This is a genomic window from Curtobacterium sp. LFS084 (genome assembly GCF_047977705.1).
GTDB lineage: Bacteria > Actinomycetota > Actinomycetes > Actinomycetales > Microbacteriaceae > Curtobacterium.
The window spans coordinates 19,613-34,570 of record NZ_JBFPFM010000034.1 but is presented as its reverse complement, the minus strand read 5'-3'; the positions used below and the strand labels follow the sequence as shown (position 1 = coordinate 34,570).

Genomic DNA, 14,958 nt, shown 5'->3' with positions numbered 1-14,958 from the left:
GCCCGCGCGGCGGCCGGGCGCGCGTCCGACGCGTCGCAGCGTGCGAGCCAGGAGGCGCTGCTCGCCGCCGCCGACCGCCTCGCCGCCGCCACCGGTCCGGACGACGCGGCCACGTTCCTCCAGGCCGACCGCGAGGTCCACCGCCTGGTGCTGGAGCTGTCCGGGAACGCACTGTACGGACGGCTGCACCGGGTCGTCGCCCGGGCCCTCGACGAGCGGGCGGGCATCCGACCCGCGGTCCACGACGTCGGGCTGCACGCCCGGCTCGCCCGCGCCGTCGTCGACGGGGACCCGGACGGCGCGGGCGCGGCGATGACCGAGATCATCGACCGCACGGGCGCATAGGCTCGACGTGTTCGAAGGAGAACCCATGACGTTCAGCGACCTCGTCCCCGACCCCGGCGCGCTCGAGCGCATCGCGACGGGCAGCACCTGGGCCGAGGGCCCGTGCTGGATCCCCGCGACGCGCACGCTGCGGTGGTCGGACATCCCCGGCGACCGTGTCCTGCAGTGGCACGCCGACTCGGGGGAGACCTCGGTGTACGCGCAGGGGGTGGAGTTCACGAACGGGCGCACCCTCGACCGGGACGGCAGCGTCGTGCAGTGCTCGCACGGACACCGACGGGTGGAGCGCGACCGGGACGGTGTCGTCACGCCCGTCGTCGACCGGTGGCACGACGTCCGGCTGAACTCCCCGAACGACGTCGTCGTCGCGCGGGACGGCAGCGTGTGGTTCACCGACCCCGCCTACGGCATCACGCAGCCACGCGAGGGCCATCCCGGTGAGCGGGAGTACGGCGACCACTGGGTGTTCCGCTGCGGGCCGGACGGCGAGGACCTGCGCCCGGTCGCCACCGACGTCGACGAGCCGAACGGGCTGGCGTTCGACCCGTCCGAGCAGGTGCTCTACGTCGCGAGCTCCTCGGGTGACGAACCGGTGATCCGGGCCTACGACCGGCGCGGTGCCCGGGGCGAGCTGCTCAAGAACGGCCGCGTGTTCGCCCGGCTCGAACCGGGCGAGGGCGTCCCGGACGGCATCCGCGTGGACGTCGACGGCAACGTCTGGTCGTCGTCGCACCGCGGTGTGGTCGTGTTCGACCCGCACGGCACCCGGATCGGCGCGGTCGTCGTCCCCGAGGTCACGGCGAACCTCTGCTTCGGGGGCGACGACGGCACGACGTTGTTCCTCGCCGCGACGACGTCCGTGTACCGGATCGCCACCACCACGAGGGACGCCGCTGCCGTATCCTGACCCGGCCATGCAGTGCGACTACTTCGACCGCGGGGTGTGCCGCTCGTGCACGCTCATGGGGCAGCCCTACACCGAGCAGGTCCTCGACAAGGAACTCCGCACGCGTGAGCTCCTGCACGACGCGGTCGAGGCCGTCGGCGGCCCGGGGGCGGTGGAGTGGCTGCCGGCGATCACCAGCCCGGAGTCGGCCTACCGCAACAAGGCGAAGATGGTCGTCGGCGGGACGGTCCAGCGGCCGACCGTCGGCATCCTGGACCACCGGCAGCGCGGGGTCGACCTGCGGCACTGCGGCATCTGCACGCCGGGGATCCAGCACGCGCTGCCGATCCTCGCCGCGTTCGTCGCGGACGCCGGGCTCATCCCCTACGACGTCCCGTCCCGCCGCGGTGAGCTGAAGTTCGTGCTCGTGACGGAGTCGCCCGACGGGGAGCTGATGGTGCGGTTCGTCCTCCGCTCCGAGGGGCAGCTGCCGCGGCTCCGGCAGCACCTCGACGCGCTGCACCGGGTGCTGCCGAACGCGGTCGTCGTGACCGCCAACCTGCTGCCGGAGCACAAGGCCGTGACCGAGGGCGAGCGCGAGATCGTCCTCACCGAGCGGCAGACGCTGTCGATGCGGCTCGGGGACGTCACGATGCACCTGCGCCCGCAGAGCTTCTTCCAGACGAACACGCACGTGGCCACCGAGCTGTACGCCCAGGCGTCGGCGTGGATCGACGAGGCTGCTCCGGCGTCCATGTGGGACCTCTACTGCGGCGTCGGCGGGTTCGCCCTGCACGCCGCACGGCCCGGACGCGCGGTGACCGGGATCGAGACCAGCCACGAGGCCGTCCGGTCCGCGAAGCAGTCCGCGCGGGACGCCGGCCTCGAGGACGTGCGCTTCGCCGCCGACGACGCGACCGAGCACGCACTCCGTGCCCGCCCGGACACCGTGCCCGAGCTCGTCGTCGTGAACCCGCCCCGCCGCGGGATCGGCACGGCGCTGTCGACCTGGCTCGAGGAGTCCGACGTCCAGCACGTCGTCTACTCGAGCTGCAACCCGGTGACGCTGGCGAAGGACCTCGCGCGGATGCCGTCGTTCGGTCTCCGGCGTGCGCGGGTGCTCGACATGTTCCCGCAGACGGGCCACCTCGAAGCGGTGACGCTGCTGTCCCGGGCGTGACCGATCGACGGACAGGAGGCGCGGCTCGACGCCGCCACGTGCCTCCAGACCGGCATTGCCAGGGAATTGCCAAGGTCGTGGCACCGGGTCCGAGGCGATGACCATGCCCATGGGCATCGCGGCGTACAGGTTCCTCCTCGCGAGACCCAGCACCGATGGGTAGAACCGTTTGTCTCGGTTTGATAACGGTGCAGAGTTTCCTATGGTGGCCGACCAGGCGCCCCGGCACGAGACCACTGCCCCCGGAGGCGCACCCCACGAAACGACCGCGATCGGTCGGGACGGGCAGTGGCGATCGGCTCTCGATCCGTGGTCCCGGTGGAGCAATCAACCATGAAGAAGCTTTCTCGTACCCGCACCATCGTCGGTGGCCTCGCCTTCGCAGGCATCGCCGCGACGGGTGTCGGCCTCGCGGCGGCGCCCGCGAACGCAGCATCCGGCTCGACCTGGGACGCCCTCGCGCAGTGCGAGTCCGGCGGCAACTGGGCGATCAACACCGGCAACGGCTACTACGGCGGCCTCCAGTTCTCGCTCGGCACCTGGCAGGCGAACGGCGGCTCGGGCAACCCGGCCGCTGCGAGCCGTTCCGCGCAGATCGCCGTCGCCGAGCGCGTCCTCGCCTCGCAGGGCTGGGGCGCATGGCCCGCCTGCTCCGCGAAGCTCGGGCTGAGCGGCACGACCGGCGCCGCTCCGCAGGCCGCTGCCCCGGCCGCGCCGACGCAGCAGGCCGCACCCCAGCAGCAGGCCCCGGCGACGCAGGCCGCGCCGCAGCAGCAGGCGACCGCGCCCGCGACGAAGGCCGCTCCGGCTGCCCCGGCTGCCCCGAGCAAGCCGGCCCCCGTGAAGACCAGTGGCAAGACCTACACGGTCGTGTCCGGCGAGACCCTCGACAGCATCGCGACGAAGCTGAAGATCGACGGCGGCTGGAACGAGCTGTGGGCCGCGAACACGTCGACCATCGACGACGCGAACCTGATCTACGCCGGCCAGGAGCTCCAGCTCCCCGCCTGATCGTTCCTCCGATCGACAGGATGCCCGGTGACCGTGTGGTCACCGGGCGTCCTGCTGTCCGCGGGCGCGGGTGCGCGGGTGCGCGTGTGTGCGCGGGCGCCCGTGCTGGTGCGGGCGCCCGCGCGTGCGCCTGTGCGGATGTGGCTGCTACTGCGGTTCGTCGGCCAGCCAGCCGGCGACGTCGTCGGACCGGAGCGCCTGGGAGAGCGACTGCACGGCGATGGTGTTCACCGCGACGTAGGACTGCCCGTCCGCCGAGGTCCCGCCGCCCGCCGTCGGCATCGTGAACGTCCGGAGGTCCGACGGGCGCATCCCGCGCAGGGACCAGCCGAGGTCGACCATCGTGCCGAAGGTCAGGCCGCGGTCCACCGAGAGGTACTCGCTCGTCGCCCGCACGAAGTCCTGCACGCGCGCCGGGTTCGTGACGGTGTCCCGCGAGAGGAGCCCGTCGACGATCCCGCGCATGAACGCCTGCTGGTTCCGGACCCGGGTGTGGTCGGCGTCGGCGAACGCGTGCCGCTCGCGGACGAACGCCAGGGCTGCCTCGCCGTCGAGGTGGTTCGCCCCCGCCGCGAACGTGTGCCCGGTCGTCGAGAACGCGGTCCGCGACTGCACCGTCACCCCGCCGAGCGCGTCGGTCATGCCCGCGAAGCCCGCGAAGTCGATCTCGGCGACGTGGTCGATGCGCACGTCGAGCAGTCGTTCGACGGTCTGCACCGTCAGCGGGACCCCGCCCCAGGAGTACGCCGCGTTGATCTTCGCGGTGCCGTGGCCGGGGACCTCGACCCACGAGTCGCGCATGATCGACATGAGGTACACACCCTTCCGGTCGGCCGGGACGTGGGCGAGCATCAGGGTGTCCGAGCGTCCGCCGCGTCCGCGGTCAGCACCGGTGGTCGTGGACTGCCGGGAGTCCGAGCCGATGAGCAGGATGTTCTCGGCGCCGTCGGTCGGGGCCGGTCGCGCCCCGGTCGGGAACGGGTCGTCCAGGACGTCCTTGCCGGCGTCGTAGCTCCGGACGAGCCCGCCGACGAAGAGCCCGGCGACGACGGCTGCGACGGTGGCGACGGCGACGAGGACCCCGGCGGTGCCGAGGAGGGCCACGAGCAGCGGACGCCTCCGACGCTGCTGCCGCCGTGCTCGGCGCCCGTCAACGCGGCCTTCGGCTGCTCGGCGCTCGTCTGCTCGGCGCCCGTCTGCTCGGCGTTCGGGGGTTCGGTGCTCGGACATCGGTGCTCCCGTGGGTCGGGTCGATCGGGTGACCGACCCCACGAGTCTACCGTATGTGGAATATCAACCGCTAGGTGTTCAGTTCGGGCGGTGCTTCGCGAGCAGTGATGTCAGGGCACCCCGGAGTGCCGCGTCGTCGGGCAGGACGTCGCGCTCGATGTGTCGTGCGGTCTCCCAGGCCTCGCGCCCGCGGTCCGTCACGGTGACGATCCGACGTCGTCGGTCCTCGGGGTGCGCCGAGCGCTCCACCAGGCCGTCGCGCTCCATCCGCTCGAGCGTCCTCGACATCGTCTGCGGCTGCACGCGAGCGGTCCGGGCGAGGGTGTCGGCGCCGGTCGGGCCGGTCCGCAGCAGGATGTCGATCGCGATGAGCGCCGCGTGCGGGAGTCCGATCGCGCGGAGCCGCTCGTCCCAGTCCCGCTCGATCGCTCGGGCCGCAGCGGAGAGGAGACGCCCGAGCGGCCATGCGTCGGGGGTCTCGTCCATGTCCCGAGTCTACGGAAGCGGGTGGTGCATGCCGCCTGGTAGTCAGCATGCTGACGATCGGAGTACGCTCACGGTCGTGTCCCGCTTCATCCGCATCGTCCTCCCCGCGCTCGTCATCGTGGTCTGGCTCGCGATCGCCTCCGTCGGCGGTCCGTTCTTCGGCAAGATCTCCGAGGTGTCCACGAACGACCAGACGTCGTTCCTGCCGGCGTCGGCGGACGCGACCAGGGTGCAGGAGCGTGCGTCGGAGTTCCGGCAGGCGTCCGGCGCCCCGGCGATCGTCGTGCTCGAACGCGACGGCGGCCTCACCGCGGCGGACCAGCGTGCCGCCGCGACCCTGGCGGAGCGACTCGGGGACCGCGACGACGTGCAGGGTGTCAGCCCGGTGATCCCCAGCGAGGACGGCGACGCGGTCGAGATCGTCGCGACGCTCACGCAGGACGCCGACACCGGCACCGCGGTCGAGGCGGTGCGTGCCGACGTCGAGGACGCCCTGCCGTCCGGGGTGCGGGGCTACGTCACCGGACCGGCCGGGTTCACCGCCGACCTGACCGAGGCGTTCGCTGGCATCGACGGCCTGCTGCTGGGTGTGGCGCTCGCCGCGGTCTTCGTGATCCTCATCGTCGTCTACCGCTCCCCCCTCCTGCCGATCCTCGTGCTCGGCACCGCGACCTTCGCCCTGTGCGCCTCGATCCTCGTCGTGTGGTGGCTCGCCAAGGCCGACATCGTGACGGTGAACGGCCAGGTGCAGGGGATCCTGTCGATCCTCGTGATCGGTGCGGCGACCGACTACGCGCTCCTCTACACCGCGCGCTTCCGCGAGGCGCTCCGCGACCACCGCACCGGGTGGGACGCGACGAAGGCCGCGCTGCGGGGCAGCCTCGAACCGATCCTGGCGTCGGGCGGCACCGTGATCGTCGGCGTGCTCTGCCTGCTCCTCTCGGACCTCAACTCGAACAAGGCGCTCGGTCCCGTCGCGGCCATCGGCATCGCGTTCAGCCTCCTCGCGGCGCTCACGCTGCTGCCCGCGCTCCTGCTGGCGTTCCGGCGTGCGGCCTTCTGGCCCCTCCGGCCGAAGTACGGCAGCGCGCACCCCGCCCTGACCGGGCCCGACGCCCGCGGGATCTGGGCACGGGTGGGCCGGCTCGTCGCCCGACGCTCCCGGGTGGTCTGGATCGTGTGCACGGTCGGGCTCCTCGCGATGGGCAGCGGACTCATCGGGCTCAAGGCTGACGGGGTCCCGCAGAGTGACCTCGTCATCGGCAGCTCGCAGGCGCGGGACGGCCAGGACGTCCTCGCCGACCACTTCCCGGGCGGTTCCGGCAGCCCGGCGCAGGTCATCGGCGCCGCGTCGGAGACCGACGCGCTCGCCGCCGCGATCACCGGCGTCGACGGCGTGGACAGCGTCGTGGCGGCGGCGAAGGACTCCCCGTCCGGCACCGTCCCCGTGGCGACGAGCGGCAACCAGGGCGGCACCGCCGGTGCGACCCCGACCGTCTCCCGCGGCGACGTCCTGCTCGAGGCGACGCTGTCCGACCCGGCCGACTCCGACGCGGCCGAGCAGACCGTGCGCGACCTCCGGACGGCGGTCGAGCGGGTGGACCCCGACGCGATCGTCGGCGGTGCGACGGCCACCGCGGTCGACACGAACGACACCGGCATCCGTGACCGCACCCTGATCATCCCGGTCGTGCTCGCGGTCATCCTGCTCATCCTGATGCTGCTGCTCCGGAGCATCGTGGCGCCGCTCGTGCTCATCGGCAGCGTGATCGTGTCGTTCGCCGCGGCGCTCGGGGTGGGTGCCCTCGTCTTCGACCACGTCTTCCACTTCCCCGGGGCCGACCCGAGCGTCCCGCTGTACTCGTTCGTGTTCCTCGTGGCACTCGGCGTGGACTACAACATCTTCCTCATGACCCGCGTGCGCGAAGAGGCCCTCAAGCACGGCCCGCGAGAGGGCGTGCTGCGCGGACTCGGCGTCACCGGCGGGGTGATCACCTCGGCCGGGGTGGTGCTCGCGGCGACCTTCGCGGCGCTCGGCGTCATCCCGATCCTCTTCCTGGTGCAGATCGCGTTCGTGGTCGCGTTCGGGGTGCTGCTCGACACGATCGTGGTCCGGTCGCTGCTCGTCCCGGCGCTCGCGTACGACCTCGGACGCCGGGCCTGGTGGCCGTCGCGCCTGTCGCGTCCGGCCCATCACATGTGACACGCTGGGAGCATGCCAGTTCCTTCGACGCAGCCCGCCGCCGAGCGGAAGCTCCTCCGCGACACCGTGCAGGACAAGATCCGGGACGCGATCATGGACGGCACGCTGGAGCCCGGGGAACGGCTCAACGACGACGACCTCATCGCGTGGCTCGGTGTCTCCCGCACCCCCATCCGCGAGGCCCTCGCCGAGCTCGCCCGCGCCGGACTCATCGAGATGGCCCCGAACCGGTACACCCGGGTCGCCGCGCCGTCCAAGGACGAGCTCCTCGACGCGTACCGGACGCTCGGCGTCATCTACGGTGGCGTCGCCCGGCTCGCGACGCCGCGGTTCACCGACGCACAGCGCAAGAAGGTCGTGAAGACCCTCGACGACGTGACGGCGCAGGTCGAGGCGCAGCGGCAAGGGGACGTCGCGCACCACGGCGCCGACATCTACGCGCTGTGGGCCGACCACTGCGGCAACCCGTCGCTCGAGCAGCTCTGCCGGTCGACGACGGACGGACTCGCGTTCAAGCTGCGGGTGCCGGAGCTCGCCGAGCTGATCCCGGCCGAGGTGGTGCTGCCCGAGCTCGAGAAGCTCAAGGCCGCGGTCACCGCGAAGGACCCGATCGCCGCCGAGCTCGCCATGGAGGCGATCCACCTGCTCCCGTCCCGCGCCTGACGCGGGACGGGTGACGCGGGACTCGACCACCTGACGGACGGGAGGCGCGGTGCCAGCCGGCACCGCGCCTCCCGTCCGTCAGTGCGCGGGTCCGTCAGTGCGCGACGGCGGGATCGCGGCGACCTGCCAGGCAGGTTTGATGTTCGGAGAGCATCCGCCCGTTATGGTTTGCGGGTGACGAACGAGCCCGAGCAGACGATCGGTCGCGGCCGCCGCGGCTTCACGCCTCCGCGGCACGGCCGCCAGAAGCGACGCGGCGGGGTGGTGCTCCCCGCGATCGCGGGTGTGCTCACCATGGGCCTCGCACTCGGGGGCGGCTACGCCGCGTACGCCTACGGATCGCTGTCGAACGGCGTCACGAAGATCAACGCGATCACCGGCAGCACCACGAAGAAGGACGACGTCGACGGCCAGGCGCAGAACATCCTGCTGGTCGGCGACGACCACCGGCCGGACAACGCGACGCCCGAGGAGATGGCGGAGCTGAGCACGACGTCCGACGGCGGCGCGACGAACACCGACACGATGATCGTCCTGCACATCAACGCCGACGGATCGCAGGCGACGATGATCTCGTTCCCGCGCGACTCCTACGTCGACATCCCTGGTGTCGGCAAGGGCAAGCTCAACAGCGCGTTCTACTACGGCACGCTCAACGGCGGTGGCGACACCGGCGGTGCGAAGCTGCTCATCAAGACGATCCAGAACCTCAGCGGCCTGACGATCGACCACTACGTGCGCGTCTCGCTGCTCGGCTTCTACCAGGTGGTCAAGGAGCTCGGTCCGGTCGACGTCTGCCTCAACAACGCCGTCAACGACCCGTACTCGGGCGTGAACCTGCCGAAGGGGAACTCGACCCTCGACGCGAAGCAGGCGCTGTCGTTCGTCCGGCAGCGACACGGCCTGCCGAACGGCGACCTCGACCGCAACGTCCGGCAGCAGTACTTCCTGTCGCAGGAGGCCCGCAAGGTGCTCTCCGCCGGGACGCTGCTCAACCCGATCAAGATGGGCAACATCCTCAAGGCCGTCGGCGGCTCGATCCAGACCGACACCGACCTGATCAACCTGGCGTCCCAGATGCGGAACCTGCGTCCGGGGAACATCCAGTCGGCGACCATCCCGACCCTCGGCACCCCGACGATCACGGTGAACGGGGCGCCGCTCTCCATCGTCGAGGTGGACACGGTCGGCCTGCCCGCCTTCGTGCAGAACCTCGTCGGCGAGCCCGAGGAGTACACCAAGGCGGGCCGCGCGCAGCCCGCGGCGACCTCGGTGACCGTGCTGAACGGCAGCGGCGTCACCGGTGCGGCCAGCGCAGCCGGGACAGTCCTCACGGCGCGCGGCTTCCAGGTCGGGACCCCCGGGTCGTCCGACCTCACGAAGGCCACGCAGGTGCAGTACCCGGCGGGCCTCGAGAAGCAGGCCAAGGCGGTCGTGAACGTCGTCCCCGGCGCTGTCGCGGTCCGGACGAGCGCGGTGACCGGCGTGACGCTGGTGCTCGGCTCGGACGGCAAGACGGTGACCCCGGTCCCCGCGGCCGGCAGCAGTGCCTCGAGCCCGGCGGCCGGCTCCGGTTCGTCCGAGGCCGGGTCGACGGCGTCGAAGCCCGCCGCCACGAAGTCCGCGTCCTCCGAGCCGAAGCCGTCGTCGACCGACGTGAAGAGCTACGGCAAGGAAGGCGTCTGCATCAACTGACGCCGGCCCCGGCCCCGGCCGCGTGCCGACGGATCGCCTCGAGGGCCGTGTCCAGTCCGATCGCGAGCGGTCGGACGTCGCGCTGGACCTGCGCCAGGAGCAGGCCGCCCTGGAGCGCGACCAGCACGGCCGTCGCGAGCGCCGCGGGATCGGCGTCGGGGTCGAGCAGGCCGCGGTCGCGCATCGTGCCGAGGCCGTCGCGGAACGCCTGCTCCCAGCGGGCGAACCCGGCGGCCACGAGGTCCCGGGTGTCGGTGTCCCGCTCGGCGACCTCGGAGCCGAGCGTCCCGAGCGGGCAGCCACCGACGCAGCCGCCCGCCTCGGCACCCCGCACCGTCCGGTCGCGCCAGCGCTGCCACGCGTCGAAGGTCGTGAGGTCCTCGTCGTCCAGGCCCTGGCGGGCGATGATCGCGTCGGTCTGCTGCCGGACGACGTCGCGCACGAGCTCCTGCTTGTCGACGAAGTAGTGGTACAGCTGCGACCGTCCGACGGTGGCGGCTGCGCCGATGTCGTCGAGCGTCGTGCCCGCGATGCCGCGCGTCAGCAGGAGTCCGGCCGCCGCGTCGACGATCCGACGCCGGGTCGCCAGGCCCTTCGGCGTCGTGCGGCGAGCGGGCAGCTGGGCGGGTGACCGGCGCATGTCCAGAGTGTACTTGCAAGTACATCTGCCGTATGTGACATTCAGGGGGTGGACGACGACCTGCTCGCCGAGCGCGACGAAGAACGCGCGCTGCTCCTCGCCGTCGCGGCTGGTGACCGTGATGCCTTCACCCGGCTGCACCAGCGCTTCCGGCCGCTCGTCGAACGGTACGTCCGTCACCAGCTGGTGGACCCGTGGCAAGCGGAGGAGGTCGTCCAGGACGTGTTCCTCGAGCTCTGGCAGATCGCCGACCGGTTCGACCCGGCGCACACGGCGATCGCGTGGATCCGGACGATCGCGCACCGTCGGGCGATCGACCGCGTCCGGAAGAGCCGGGCGGACCGCGACCGCGACCGACGGATCGGTGCGCGGGACACGGAACTCGTCGACCACGCGAGCGTCGAGCGGGCCGAGAGCGTCCTCGACCGGGTGGCACTGCACCGTGCCGTCGCCGCGCTCCCCGGTCGTCAGCGCGAAGCAGTCGTCCTGCGGCACCTGGTCGGGATGTCCGGGCCCGAGCTGGCCGAGCGACTCGGCGTGCCGGTCGGCACGGCGAAGACCCGCGCGCGTGACGGGGTCGTCGCGCTGCGGCGGGTCCTGGTGCCTTGAGTCCGGCGGTGGGTAGGTTCGACGGGTGAGCAACGCAGCGCGTCCGATCACCCTGATGACCTACAACGTCAAGAACCCCGATCCCGCCCACGACTGGCCCGCTCGACTGCCCGTCCTGCTCGACGTGATCCGGCGGCACGACCCCGACATCGTGTGCGTGCAGGAGGCCTTCGCACACCAGATGGACGACCTCCGGGCCGGGCTCCCCGACCACGGCGACGTCGGTCAGGGACGCGAGGGCGGCACCGCCGGCGAGCACGCGGCCGTCTTCTTCCGACGCAGTCGGCTCCGGCCGGTCGACGAGGGCACCTTCTGGCTGTCGGACACCCCGGACGAGCCGGTGTCGAACACCTGGGGCAGCGTGTTCCCCCGCGTGGCGAACCACGCGCGGTTCCTCGATGCCGAGGGCGAGGCCTTCACGCTCCTGACGACGCACCTCGACCACGAGGTCGGTCCGCACGGTGACGACGTCCGGGCACGGAGCACCGCGCTCGTCGTCGAGCGCCTCAGCACGGCGGACGGCCCGGTCGTGGTCGCCGGGGACTGCAACGAGCCCGCGGGAGCGGGTGCCGCGTCACGGGTGCTCGAGTCAGCCGGGTTCGAGGACGCCTGGCTCGTCGGCGGGGACCCCACCGACCGGACGGCCACGTTCAACGACTGGGAGCCGCCGGTGGACTCGGGCGAGCGCATCGACTGGGTCTACACGCGGGGGATCGCCGGGGTCGACCGCGTCGTCATCGACCACGACGGCCCGGAGACGTGGTTCGCGAGCGACCACTTCCCGGTGGTGGCGACGCTGCGGATCTGATCGCGCCCGTCAGCAGGAGCGCTTGGCGTGCACCGGCATCGGTGATCCGAGCACCGTGACGGTGGTGTCGTCGGTCAGGGCGGAGACGCCGTTCGTGCCGAGGCCGGCCGCGGTGTCGTCGTCGGCGTCCGCGTCGCCGTCATCCGAGCGGTCGGACTCGTCGTGCTCCGGGGCCCACCCGGGTTCGAGGAGCAGCTGGTACGCGCGGGCGTCGTCGGAACCGAGGGACATGCGGTCGGTCGACGGTGCGTCCTCGATCGCGGCGCGGAGGTCGTCGCCGACCTGGACGCCGCCAGGCCCGTGCAGCTCGACCTCGTCGCCGGTGCGGGAGCGCACGCTGTCCCGCAGGACCCGGATCTCGACCGCGTTGCCGGCGGCAGCCGGTGTCGTGAGCGCGGCCACGCGGACGGCGCCGCCCCAGGTGTAGGTCGTCCCGGACGGGAAGCAGGCGCCGCCGACACCCTCGGCCGTCTGCGTGCGCGATGGGGTGCCGAGCAGGCGGTTCAGGAGCCCGACCATAGTGCGGGCGTCGCGCATCGACGCCTCGGTGACGATCTTGTCGCCGCGACGGAACACGAGCGACTCGGCGTCGAGCTCGATCGAGTCGACGCGCTTGAGCTTCGCGGTCGTGACCCTCGGGGTCTCGTGGGGGACCGGACCCGGGCCGAGTTCGGCGGCGGTGACCCGGTCGGTCCCGGTGCCGACCGTGCCGTCGACGGCGACCGTGCCGACCGAGAAGGCGAGCACGGCGGCGCTCAGCGCCAGCACGGTCCGGAAGGTCACCACTCGACGGTACGACGCCGGACCGTCCTGGACGACGGGTGTTACCGAATCGGAGCCGGGCCGTCACCGGACCGTGACATTCGTCGGTGACGCGTCACGGTCCCGGACCGGGGTCCGGTGGCGCGCACCGTCGGAGGGGCCGGGGGACAGCCGGCTGGGCGGTGGAGCGGCGACGGGTGCGTACCGTCGGCTACATGACGGACCAGCAGATCGACCAGTACAGCATGCAGGACCCGACGAAGATGTACGCCGACAAGAAGCCGGACGAGCAGTACCTCGAGGGGGCCGGCACCGACCAGGAGATGGCGGAGAACGTCCCCGCCGACCACGGCGAGGAGACCTACCGCGGCGCCGGTCGGCTCGCGGGGCGCAAGGCGCTCATCACCGGCGGCGACTCGGGCATCGGCGCGGCCGTGGCCATCGCCTACGCCCGCGAGGGTGCCGACGTCGCGATCTCGTACCTCCCGGAGGAGCAGGAGGACGCCGACCGCATCGTCGCCCTCGTCGAGGCGGCAGGTCGCAAGGCCGTCGCGCTGCCCGGTGACATCACCTCGCTCGAGGTCTGCGAGCAGCTCGTCGCCGACGCCGTCGAGCAGCTCGGCGGGCTCGACATCCTCGTGAACAACGCCGGCAAGCAGCAGAACGTCGACGACATCACGAAGATCTCGGACGAGGAGTTCGACGAGACGTTCAAGACGAACGCCTACGCGACCTTCCGGATCACGAAGGCCGCGGTGCCGCACCTGCAGCCGGGCTCCACGATCATCAACACGACCTCGATCCAGGCGTACGCACCGTCGCCGCACCTGGTGCACTACGCCGCGACGAAGGCGACCGTGAACAACCTGGCGAAGGGCCTCGCCGCGCAGCTCGCGCCGAAGGGCATCCGCGTCAACGCGGTGGCTCCGGGTCCCATCTGGACCCCGCTCCAGCCCGCCGGTGGGCAGCCCCCGGAGGCCCTGCCCTCCGCCGGCGAGCAGACCTACCTCGGCCGTTGGGGCCAGCCCGCCGAGCTCGCGCCGGCGTACGTGTTCCTGGCGAGCGGCGAGTCGTCGTACGTCGTGGGCGAGACGCTGCACGTCGACGGGGGCATGCCGACGCCGTAGCGGTGGGCGGACAACTGACGGGAGGGACGGTGCCGGCTGGCACCGTCCCTCCCGTCCTTCCGTCAACCGGTCGTCAGCACGGCGCGGTGCAGGTGCGCGCCAGACGCTCGAGCAGTTCGCGCGCGGACAGCGCCGCGGCCAGCTCGACCTCGACCGGGTTGATGCCGACGGCCCGTTCGAACGCGCGGCGCCGGGCCTGGTCGGCGATCGGGACCTCGGGGCGCTGCGGGAGCGCGGCGATCGCCCGGGCCGCGGCGTCGAACGCGCCGGTCGGCCGCCCGAGCTGCTCCCACATGGTCCGGACGTCGTGGGCGACCTGATCCGGGTCGCCACCGAACTCGAAGCCGGCCGAGGCCATGGTCGCCAGTCCCTGCGCGGTGGGGTCGTTCGGGGTCATGACGGCATCGTCACACGGATGACCGCGAACGCGCTGCGAACCGCATCGCTTGTCCCCCGACATGCCGACACCCGGACCGGGGATGCTGTTGTCCCCCGAACTCCGTTTGGATGGTCCTGCCCCCAGTGGGCGACACGGACAGGACGTCCGGGACCGACGGAGGGCACGATGCTCGAACACACCAGCGCGGACACGCAGGCGGCAGCCGCCGCGGCCGCGACCCTGCACCTGCGGATCACGATCGTGGGGGCCACCGTCGACCTCCTGCGGGACGTTCCCTTCCACGAGGCCCACGCGGGACTCGTCGCCGAGCGCATCGGGATCGGGGTGGAGGAGCTCCACCAGCACTTCCCCTCGTGGGACGGGCTCGTGCTCGCCGCGGTCGACCGGTGGAACGGCGGCCGCATGGACGAGGTCACGCGCGAGGTCGGCGACGGTTCCACGGTCCAGCTCCTGCGCGGGATCGTCGCGTCGAACGCCGAGGACCCGGCGCTCATGCGGCTCCTCGTCGCCCTGCTCTCGGTCGCGGGCAACCCGCAGCACCCGATGGCGTCGTACCTGCGGTCGCGCTACCAGCTCTTCTACGCGCAGATCAAGCGCGGCCTCGAGCACGACATCGCGGTCGGTCGGGCGCCGCACACCATGGACCCGCGTCGCGGGGCCGAACAGCTCATCGCGCTCTACGAGGGACTCCAGCTGCAGGCGTTGTTGCGGTCGGACCTCGACCTCGTGCCCGCCTTCGACCGGGCCGTCACGCGGCTCGAGCGCGGCTGGATGGAGCGCTACGAGCCGCAGGCCGCACGGCGACTGTCGACGTGGAGCGACGGCGGCTGGGAGATCTGACCCGCGGCACTAGGTGCTCGGTGCTCGGCTCGGGGTGCTCGCCGCTCGGCGCTCGGCGTCGCGATCTCACGGG

At 72.2% G+C, this 14,958-nt stretch carries 16 protein-coding genes; 11 read left to right on the top strand and 5 right to left on the bottom strand.

The window, feature by feature from the left end:
* The 4 genes from ACNQOV_RS14905 to ACNQOV_RS14890 form a co-directional block, all read left to right on the top strand.
* Nucleotides 1-345, top strand: a 345-nt coding sequence (locus tag ACNQOV_RS14905) for an FCD domain-containing protein (protein ID WP_416395468.1), incomplete at its 5' end; no start/stop codon positions are given.
* Nucleotides 346-370: 25 nt separating this feature from the next.
* Nucleotides 371-1,252, top strand: coding sequence for an SMP-30/gluconolactonase/LRE family protein (locus ACNQOV_RS14900; RefSeq protein ID WP_402268863.1), 882 nt, complete (start codon nt 371-373; stop codon nt 1,250-1,252).
* A gap of 7 nt (nt 1,253-1,259) precedes the next feature.
* Nucleotides 1,260-2,411: a 23S rRNA (uracil(747)-C(5))-methyltransferase RlmC gene (gene rlmC, locus ACNQOV_RS14895; protein WP_416395466.1), complete on the top strand. Its 1,152-nt coding sequence runs from the start codon at nt 1,260-1,262 to the stop codon at nt 2,409-2,411.
* 333 nt (nt 2,412-2,744) lie between these two features.
* Nucleotides 2,745-3,422 (top strand): transglycosylase family protein, encoded by a 678-nt coding sequence (locus tag ACNQOV_RS14890; protein WP_022907814.1) that lies wholly within the window; start codon nt 2,745-2,747, stop codon nt 3,420-3,422.
* 147 nt (nt 3,423-3,569) lie between these two features.
* Here ACNQOV_RS14890 and ACNQOV_RS14885 read toward each other — a convergent pair whose 3' ends face one another.
* Together ACNQOV_RS14885 and ACNQOV_RS14880 are read right to left on the bottom strand one after the other, a co-directional pair.
* Nucleotides 3,570-4,526: an LCP family protein gene (locus tag ACNQOV_RS14885; RefSeq protein ID WP_416395463.1), complete on the bottom strand. Its 957-nt coding sequence runs from the start codon at nt 4,524-4,526 to the stop codon at nt 3,570-3,572.
* 204 nt (nt 4,527-4,730) lie between these two features.
* On the bottom strand, nt 4,731-5,138 hold the full coding sequence (locus tag ACNQOV_RS14880; RefSeq protein ID WP_022907816.1) for a MarR family winged helix-turn-helix transcriptional regulator: 408 nt from the start codon (nt 5,136-5,138) through the stop codon (nt 4,731-4,733).
* Between the two features lie 28 nt (nt 5,139-5,166).
* On the opposite strand from ACNQOV_RS14880, the gene ACNQOV_RS14875 reads away from it, so the two are divergent.
* From ACNQOV_RS14875 to ACNQOV_RS14865, 3 genes are all read left to right on the top strand, one after another.
* The gene (locus ACNQOV_RS14875; protein WP_416395461.1) at nt 5,167-7,341 is read left to right on the top strand and encodes an MMPL family transporter; all 2,175 of its coding nucleotides are present in this window, start codon (nt 5,167-5,169) and stop codon (nt 7,339-7,341) included.
* Between the two features lie 12 nt (nt 7,342-7,353).
* Complete coding sequence (locus tag ACNQOV_RS14870; protein ID WP_022907818.1) at nt 7,354-8,004, top strand: GntR family transcriptional regulator; 651 nt, start codon at nt 7,354-7,356, stop codon at nt 8,002-8,004.
* A gap of 174 nt (nt 8,005-8,178) precedes the next feature.
* A complete protein-coding gene (locus tag ACNQOV_RS14865; RefSeq protein WP_022907819.1) occupies nt 8,179-9,699 on the top strand; it encodes an LCP family protein in 1,521 nt (506 codons plus the stop codon).
* On the opposite strand, the gene ACNQOV_RS14860 is transcribed toward ACNQOV_RS14865, so the two are convergent.
* Complete coding sequence (locus tag ACNQOV_RS14860; protein ID WP_416395459.1) at nt 9,692-10,339, bottom strand: TetR/AcrR family transcriptional regulator; 648 nt, start codon at nt 10,337-10,339, stop codon at nt 9,692-9,694. The two genes, ACNQOV_RS14865 and ACNQOV_RS14860, sit on opposite strands and share 8 nt — an antisense overlap.
* A gap of 48 nt (nt 10,340-10,387) precedes the next feature.
* Here ACNQOV_RS14860 and ACNQOV_RS14855 point away from each other — a divergent pair, with 48 nt between their 5' ends.
* Together ACNQOV_RS14855 and ACNQOV_RS14850 are read left to right on the top strand one after the other, a co-directional pair.
* Nucleotides 10,388-10,948 carry a sigma-70 family RNA polymerase sigma factor gene (locus tag ACNQOV_RS14855; protein ID WP_022907821.1) on the top strand — a complete coding sequence of 187 codons (561 nt, stop codon included), beginning with the start codon at nt 10,388-10,390 and terminating at the stop codon, nt 10,946-10,948.
* A gap of 25 nt (nt 10,949-10,973) precedes the next feature.
* Nucleotides 10,974-11,756: an endonuclease/exonuclease/phosphatase family protein gene (locus ACNQOV_RS14850; RefSeq protein WP_416395456.1), complete on the top strand. Its 783-nt coding sequence runs from the start codon at nt 10,974-10,976 to the stop codon at nt 11,754-11,756.
* Between the two features lie 9 nt (nt 11,757-11,765).
* Here the strand turns inward: ACNQOV_RS14850 and ACNQOV_RS14845 are convergent, their stop codons facing one another.
* Nucleotides 11,766-12,539 carry a hypothetical protein gene (locus ACNQOV_RS14845; RefSeq protein WP_416395454.1) on the bottom strand — a complete coding sequence of 258 codons (774 nt, stop codon included), beginning with the start codon at nt 12,537-12,539 and terminating at the stop codon, nt 11,766-11,768.
* Between the two features lie 194 nt (nt 12,540-12,733).
* Between ACNQOV_RS14845 and ACNQOV_RS14840 the strand changes: the two genes are divergently transcribed.
* On the top strand, nt 12,734-13,645 hold the full coding sequence (locus ACNQOV_RS14840; RefSeq protein WP_416395451.1) for an SDR family oxidoreductase: 912 nt from the start codon (nt 12,734-12,736) through the stop codon (nt 13,643-13,645).
* A gap of 73 nt (nt 13,646-13,718) precedes the next feature.
* Here the strand turns inward: ACNQOV_RS14840 and ACNQOV_RS14835 are convergent, their stop codons facing one another.
* Complete coding sequence (locus tag ACNQOV_RS14835) at nt 13,719-14,042, bottom strand: hypothetical protein (protein WP_022907826.1); 324 nt, start codon at nt 14,040-14,042, stop codon at nt 13,719-13,721.
* A 168-nt stretch (nt 14,043-14,210) separates the two neighbouring features.
* Here ACNQOV_RS14835 and ACNQOV_RS14830 point away from each other — a divergent pair, with 168 nt between their 5' ends.
* Nucleotides 14,211-14,885: a TetR/AcrR family transcriptional regulator gene (locus ACNQOV_RS14830; protein WP_022907827.1), complete on the top strand. Its 675-nt coding sequence runs from the start codon at nt 14,211-14,213 to the stop codon at nt 14,883-14,885.
* The last annotated feature ends 73 nt before the right edge of the window (nt 14,886-14,958 follow it).

Bases quoted from the DNA above. Each gene is read 5' to 3' on its own strand.
- ACNQOV_RS14875 (WP_416395461.1), top strand. From the start codon at position 5,167: ATGCCGCCTGGTAGTCAGCATGCTGACGATCGGAGTACGCTCACGGTC.
- ACNQOV_RS14900 (WP_402268863.1), top strand. From the start codon at position 371: ATGACGTTCAGCGACCTCGTCCCCGACCCCGGCGCGCTCGAGCGCATC.
- ACNQOV_RS14890 (WP_022907814.1), top strand. From the start codon at position 2,745: ATGAAGAAGCTTTCTCGTACCCGCACCATCGTCGGTGGCCTCGCCTTC.
- rlmC (WP_416395466.1), top strand. From the start codon at position 1,260: ATGCAGTGCGACTACTTCGACCGCGGGGTGTGCCGCTCGTGCACGCTC.
- ACNQOV_RS14880 (WP_022907816.1), bottom strand. From the start codon at position 5,138: ATGGACGAGACCCCCGACGCATGGCCGCTCGGGCGTCTCCTCTCCGCT.
- ACNQOV_RS14835 (WP_022907826.1), bottom strand. From the start codon at position 14,042: ATGACCCCGAACGACCCCACCGCGCAGGGACTGGCGACCATGGCCTCG.
- ACNQOV_RS14860 (WP_416395459.1), bottom strand. From the start codon at position 10,339: ATGCGCCGGTCACCCGCCCAGCTGCCCGCTCGCCGCACGACGCCGAAG.
- ACNQOV_RS14870 (WP_022907818.1), top strand. From the start codon at position 7,354: ATGCCAGTTCCTTCGACGCAGCCCGCCGCCGAGCGGAAGCTCCTCCGC.
- ACNQOV_RS14840 (WP_416395451.1), top strand. From the start codon at position 12,734: ATGACGGACCAGCAGATCGACCAGTACAGCATGCAGGACCCGACGAAG.
- ACNQOV_RS14830 (WP_022907827.1), top strand. From the start codon at position 14,211: ATGCTCGAACACACCAGCGCGGACACGCAGGCGGCAGCCGCCGCGGCC.